This is a genomic window from Cellulosilyticum ruminicola JCM 14822, assembly GCF_001311925.1.
In the GTDB taxonomy this organism is placed as follows: Bacteria; Bacillota; Clostridia; order Lachnospirales; family Cellulosilyticaceae; genus Cellulosilyticum; species Cellulosilyticum ruminicola.
Map to the genome: position 1 here is coordinate 22,498 of NZ_BBCG01000048.1, position 6,635 is coordinate 29,132.

6 protein-coding genes are annotated in these 6,635 nt (G+C 33.0%); 2 read left to right on the forward strand and 4 right to left on the reverse strand.

The window, feature by feature from the left end:
• Positions 1 to 13: 13 nt before the first annotated feature.
• Both JCM14822_RS13830 and JCM14822_RS13835 read right to left on the reverse strand, forming a co-directional pair.
• Complete coding sequence (locus JCM14822_RS13830) at positions 14 to 1,318, reverse strand: pyrimidine-nucleoside phosphorylase (protein ID WP_054742954.1); 1,305 nt, start codon at positions 1,316 to 1,318, stop codon at positions 14 to 16.
• Between the two features lie 26 nt (positions 1,319 to 1,344).
• The gene (locus tag JCM14822_RS13835) at positions 1,345 to 2,514 is read right to left on the reverse strand and encodes a phosphopentomutase (protein ID WP_054742955.1); all 1,170 of its coding nucleotides are present in this window, start codon (positions 2,512 to 2,514) and stop codon (positions 1,345 to 1,347) included.
• 236 nt (positions 2,515 to 2,750) lie between these two features.
• Here JCM14822_RS13835 and JCM14822_RS13840 point away from each other — a divergent pair, with 236 nt between their 5' ends.
• Complete coding sequence (locus JCM14822_RS13840) at positions 2,751 to 3,044, forward strand: hypothetical protein (RefSeq protein WP_054742956.1); 294 nt, start codon at positions 2,751 to 2,753, stop codon at positions 3,042 to 3,044.
• A 152-nt stretch (positions 3,045 to 3,196) separates the two neighbouring features.
• The gene (locus tag JCM14822_RS25120; protein WP_083461464.1) at positions 3,197 to 3,490 is read left to right on the forward strand and encodes a transposase; all 294 of its coding nucleotides are present in this window, start codon (positions 3,197 to 3,199) and stop codon (positions 3,488 to 3,490) included.
• A gap of 472 nt (positions 3,491 to 3,962) precedes the next feature.
• Here JCM14822_RS25120 and xerD read toward each other — a convergent pair whose 3' ends face one another.
• Positions 3,963 to 4,853: a site-specific tyrosine recombinase XerD gene (gene xerD / locus JCM14822_RS13845; RefSeq protein ID WP_054742957.1), complete on the reverse strand. Its 891-nt coding sequence runs from the start codon at positions 4,851 to 4,853 to the stop codon at positions 3,963 to 3,965.
• A gap of 220 nt (positions 4,854 to 5,073) precedes the next feature.
• Positions 5,074 to 6,621: an acetyl-CoA carboxylase carboxyl transferase subunit gene (locus tag JCM14822_RS13850; protein WP_054742958.1), complete on the reverse strand. Its 1,548-nt coding sequence runs from the start codon at positions 6,619 to 6,621 to the stop codon at positions 5,074 to 5,076.
• Between the last annotated feature and the right edge of the window lie 14 nt (positions 6,622 to 6,635).

Here is a 6,635-nt window from a genome sequence, read left to right on the forward strand (position 1 = left end):
GGTCGTTATTTCATTAATCGATTAAATCATAAATAAGCGTATTTTTAGATACTACTTCTTCAGTTACTTCATAAGCTTCTACAAGTGTTCGAACTGCTTCTTCTAAACGGCGGTCGTCATTGTAGTAAATTGTAGCAACTGGCTCATCCTTTGATACCTTGTCACCAATTTTATTGTGAATAATAAGTCCTACACCTAAATCAATACTGCTTTCTTTTGTTTCACGACCGGCACCTAATAATAAGGCACTTTTACCAACTTCTTCTGCATCAATAGCTTTTACATAACCTGTTTCATTTAAATAAACAGGTCTTGTATGTACTGCACCTGGTAATAAGCTATAGTCATCAATCGCTGCTACATTCCCACCTTGTAAACCAATCCACTCTTTAAGTTTTTCAACAGCCTTACCATTAGCAAACATTTCTTTAATTTGCATTTCAGCAGCTTCAATTGTGTCACATACTTTAGCAAGTACAAGTATCCTACTGCCTAAAGCAATTGTTAAAGCTGTTAAATCTTCTGGCCCATTTCCTTTAAGTGTCTCAATAGCTTCAATGATTTCTAAAGCATTTCCTACTGCAAATCCAAGAGGTTGGCTCATATCTGATACAACGGCTACTGTATTTCTACCTACATGTTTACCAATATCCACCATAGCTCTTCCAAGAGCTCTTGCATCATCTAAATTTTTCATAAACGCACCACTACCACATTTTACATCTAATACAATAGCTTCAGCACCTGAAGCTATTTTCTTAGACATAATGGAGCTTGCAATAAGTGCAATATGATCAACTGTTGCTGTTACGTCTCTTAAAGCATAAAGTTTTTTATCTGCTGGTGCAAGATCTCCACTTTGGCCAACTACAGCAATTCCATGTGTATTAACATTATCAATAAATTGCTCTTCTGAAATTTCAATTTTAAATCCATCAAATGACTCAAGTTTATCAACTGTTCCTCCAGTATGTCCAAGTCCACGTCCTGACATTTTTGCAACTTTTACCCCGGCAGCTGCTACAAGCGGTGCAAGTACGATTGTTGTTTTATCACCAACACCACCTGTACTATGTTTATCTACTTTAATGCCTTCAATACTAGATAAATCAATCATATCACCACTATGTGCCATAGCCATTGTAAGTATTGCTGTTTCTTCAGCTGTCATTCCTTGAAAACAAATAGCCATTAATAGCGCTGATACTTGATAATCTGGGATTTCACCAGCTGTATAGCCTTTTACAACAAATTCTATTTCTTCTTTTGTTAAAACTTTACCATGTTTTTTATTTGCGATGATATCATACATTCTCATGGCTGATTCCTCCTATTATCTACTGCCTATTTTACAACTTCCTTTAAAAAGCTTGTACCAATTGGTAATGATGGAAGTTCAAAAATTTCACAAATTGTTTGACCAATATCTGCAAAACTATTACGTGTACCTAAATTAACACCTTCTTTTACTTTATCTCCAATGATAAGAAGTGGTACATATTCTCTTGTATGATCTGTTCCTGGTGCTGTTGGATCGCAGCCATGATCCGCTGTAATAATTAAAATATCATCTTCGTTCATAGCTTCTCTAATTTCTTTTAATCGTCTATCAAAAGCTTTTAATCCCTGTCCATAACTTTGTGGATTGCGGCGGTGTCCCCATTTCATGTCGAAATCTACAAGATTCGTAAAAATAAGCCCTTCTGAGTGTTTTTTCATGAAATCTAATGTAACATCTACACCATTCATATTATCTTTGGTATGAATAGCTTCTGTAATGCCTACACCATTAAAGATGTCTTCAATTTTACCTACTGCATAAACAGGTACACCTTTTTCTTCACAGTATGTGAGTAAATTTGGAGTAGGTGGTGCAATTGCATAATCATGACGATTAGCAGTACGTACGAAGTTTCCTGGCTTACCTAAAAATGGTCTTGCAATAACACGTGCTACTTCATGTTTACCTGTTAAAATTTTTCTTGCAATCTCACACATTTTATAAAGTTCTTCTACAGAAATAATTTCTTCATGTGCTGCAATTTGGAATACACTATCTGCTGATGTATAAATAATAGGGTATCCTGTTCTCATATGTTCTTCTCCAAGCTCATCTAAAATAGCTGTTCCTGAAGCTGTACAATTTCCAAGTGTTTTTCTGCCAATTTGTTCTTCAAATGGTTTCATCACTTCTTCTGGAAAACCATTTGGATATGTTGGAAAAGCTTCTTTAGTATAAATACCAACCATTTCCCAGTGACCTGTTGTCGTATCTTTTCCTTGTGAAAGTTCACCAAGTCTCGCAAAAGCACCTTGTGGCATTTCAGTTTTTGGAAGTACCTCAATTCCATCAATATTGCCAAGTCCATAATTTACCATGTTAGTAAGATTTAATTTTTTACAATGTGTATATGTGTGTGAGAGTGTATTTACGTCTCCATCTCCAAAAGCTTTTGCATCTGGCATTGCACCAATACCTACGCTGTCTAAGACAATCCATATCGCTCTTTTCATCTTTTACACCTTCCTAATAATTTATTTTAAATACTTATAATATGCTTCTCAACAAGTATTCTTCTCAATACCATTGTATCATAATCTAGTAAAAATTTCATAAGGATTTCTTTATTATGTTAACTATGTATTTTTAATCATAAGCGGTAACTTATAAATAAAATTTTCCATTAATCAAAATATCAAAAATGGGAAACCTCTACAATCTAACATCACTCAGACAAAGAAGATTTCCCATGCATATTGCAAAGTTAGTATCTAGACTTTTTAAACTTTTTATACCATCTATTATTGAAGAAATTGCAAAATCATCTAGTTTTATGAAACGACATTCCAAACTTCTACCCGAAACCTTTGCTAAGGCAATGTCTTTAAGGTTATTAGATTGTAAAAATATTACTGAAGAAGTAATTGCTGAAAAATATGCTTCAATTCAAAATGGCGTATTTCTAAGTAAACAAGCTATTGCAAAAAGCTTAAAAGAAAGTATTCCATTTCTAAAAAAATTACTACAAAGAGCTTTTCCTTAATCTGTGCCAATGCTTTAGAAAGTCACTTGCCTTTGCTATTAAACTATTTTTCAGATGTTAAACTACTAGATGCAACAACCATTTCATTACCTAATTAGCTTTCTAATGATTATGTTGGCATGGGTGGTCGAAATGTAAAATCAGTTTAAAAAATCCAAACCCTTTATAGTACCATTTCTCATTCTATTACTGCGTTTGATATTACCTCAGGGGTTACCCATGACACAAATACTTTACCTACAATATTCAATAAACTTACTGATGAAATTGCAACTAAGCGTATCAAAAAGGCAATCATCCAAAATAATGTTGAAGATATTAATGCACATAAACGTCAGCTTTTGCATTGGAATCTTATGATTACTAACATCAGTAAAAAAATCCTTAATACATCGATCATTACAGAACTTTATCGTATTAGGTGGCAAATAGAATTACTTTTTTAAGTTTCTAAAAAGTACACTTTCGCTGGACAAAATGCATGTAGGTAAAACTAAATATAGAGAAGCAATTCTTTACAAAAAAACTTTTAGGTGCATTACTTACAATGCCACTTTATGATTGTATAAATCAAAGCATGCTTAAAAATTAGATGAAAGGCGTTAGCATCCAAAGATTTTATACATTACTACTTGTAGATTTATATCAGTTTTACACCATAAAAAGAATCACACTACATACTTATGAGGTGTTTTCTAATCTTATTTATAGGATAGGAAGGTTGGCTTTGCACGAAAAACGTTTAAAACAAACGACCTATTCTAAAATAGAGAACTATTTAGAACACCTCCTTGTTACTAAAAAACTTAGTCTTAAGTTAACGACTATGTATTTTTAATAATTTTTTACATATATAACGACTTATATTCCTGTAAATAATAAAAAAGATGTTATGAAATATTTCATAACATCTTTTTATTATGCTCTAGGATGTGCTTTATTGTACACATCCATAAGTTCTTCAGTTTCTTCATTTAAATGCATATACATTTGTGTTGTAGAAATATCTGAATGCCCCAACATCTGTTGTACAGATTTAAGGTTTGCACCGTTTTGTACAAGATGTGCTGCAAAAGAATGTCTCAGCATATGCGGTGTAATTTCACCTTGAATATCTGCACTTTTAGCATAAATCTTGAGAATCTTCCAAAATCCTTGTCTTGTCATAGGATAACCATTACAGTTTACAAATAATGTTTGATCTGCAATATTTCTTATAAGCACATGACGTACATTAGCCAAATAATTATTCAAAGCTGTTACCGCTGATTTTCCAATTGGAATAGTTCTTTCATGTTGCTCATCACGGCACATAATATAACCTTGTTGCAAATTGATATCTGTTACACGCAAAGAAATAAGTTCTGACACACGAATACCAGTAGCATATAACAATTCTAACATCGCACGATCACGAATGCCTTTTGTATCATGAATATTAGGTTGTTCCAATAATGTACTGATTTGTGCTTGACTTAAAACTTTAGGTAGTTTCTTCTCAATCTTAGGTAAAGCAATCATACGTGCAGGATTTTGTGTCAATAATTCTTCCTTTACGAGATATTGGCAAAATGCACGAATAGATGCAAGCGTTCTTGAGATTGTTGCAGTTGATTTACCATTTTCCTTCAATTTATTCAAATAAGCCTCAATCTTTTTGTCTGTGAGCTGTGAAACTTGAGTACTATTTCCTTTTTCCATATAGTTCTTAAAATACCTTAAGTCTCTCTCATAAGATTGAATTGTATTGCTAGAAGCACGCTTCACATGTTCTAAATAATATAAAAATGATGTAATATACTCCTCCATAACAATTCCCCTTTTTTAAACCGACATAATATTGCTAAAATTTATACTGATTATATTATAACTAAAATGACTTTTAATGTCTATATTATTTCATTTTTATATACTTTTTTGTATTTTTATCAAAATCATTTACTCATTTCTTTAATGATTTTGGTAAGTTTACCAATAGAAATTCAACCTTATATCTTAAATATGTATTTTTATTTACTTTTATGACTATTTATTTCCCAAATTGTCTAAAACGTTCGTAACGCTCTTTAACTAGTGTTTCCTTACTTTTAGTTCTTAATATCTTAAGCTCTTGTACTAAATAATTCTTTAAATTTTCTGCTGCTGCTTCTTTTGCCATATGTGCACCGCCACCTGGTTCTTCAATAACAGCATCAATAATACCATACTTATATAAATCTGATGCAGTAAGCTTCATTGTTTCTGCAGCTTCCTCCGCACGACTGCTATCTTTCCAAAGAATACTTGCAAAACCTTCTGGTGATAAAATTGAATAAGTTGTATTTTGTTGCATAAATACACGGTCAGCTACTCCAATAGCTAAAGCACCACCACTTCCCCCTTCACCAATAACTCCTGCAATAATTGGCACTTTAATATTAGCCATTTCCATTAAGTTAACTGCTATAGCGGTTCCTTGTCCTCTTTCTTCAGCTCCTACACCACAATATGCACCTGGTGTGTCTATAAAGCTAATAATTGGACGATTAAATTTCTCAGCTTGTTTCATAAGACGTAAAGCTTTGTGATAACCTTCTGGATGTGTCATTCCAAAGTTATACTCAATATTTTCTTGTAAATTACTACCTTTATTATGGGCAATAATTGTTACTTCTATACCACCTATTTTACCAATTCCGCCAATTAAAGCTGGATCATCTCTATACAGTCTATCCCCATGTAATTCAACAAAGTCCTCTACAAAACTATCAATGTAATATCGACTACGTGGCCTATCAATTTTTCTTGCAATCTTCACGCGTTCCCATGCAGATTGTTTTGTATCTGTGAATTTTACATTACTCTGTTTTTCAGACCTCATACTTTGGATTTTTTCTTTGAAACTTATTTTCTGCTCACGATGTAACTTTAATATTTTCCCAAGTGTTGTTTTCAATTCTTCGCGAGGTACAATTTTATCAATCATACCGTGTTTTAATAAAAATTCCGCATGTTGGAATGTATCTGGCAATTTTTCTCCTATTGTTTGTTCAATAACACGTCTACCTGCAAATCCAACTAGAGCACCTGGTTCAGCTAATATAATATCCCCTAATGTAGCAAAACTAGCCGTCACACCACCTGTTGTTGGATCTGTTAATACACTAATATATAAAAGTTTTGCTTCATCATGTTTTGCAAGAGCTGCACTTGTTTTTGCCATTTGCATCAATGAAAAAATACCTTCTTGCATTCTAGCTCCTCCTGATGCTGTGAAGATGATAATAGGTAATTTATGTGCAGTAGCATATTCAATTCCACTAGTAATTTTTTCCCCTACTACGCTACCCATACTTGCCATCATAAATCTAGCATCCATTACCATTACAATTGCTTCTTCCCCGTTAATGGTTCCTTTAGTTACCACAACTGCTTCTTTTTCATGTGTTTTCTCTTGTGCTGCCTTTACCTTTTCATCATATCCTTTAAATTCTAGTGGATTTCCTGTTGTCATTTCTTTATATAGTTCTATGTATTTTCCATCATCTAAAATAGATTTAAGACGTTGACGTGGTGATAATCTTGGTAAACTTTCCATAGCATCCTCCCAAA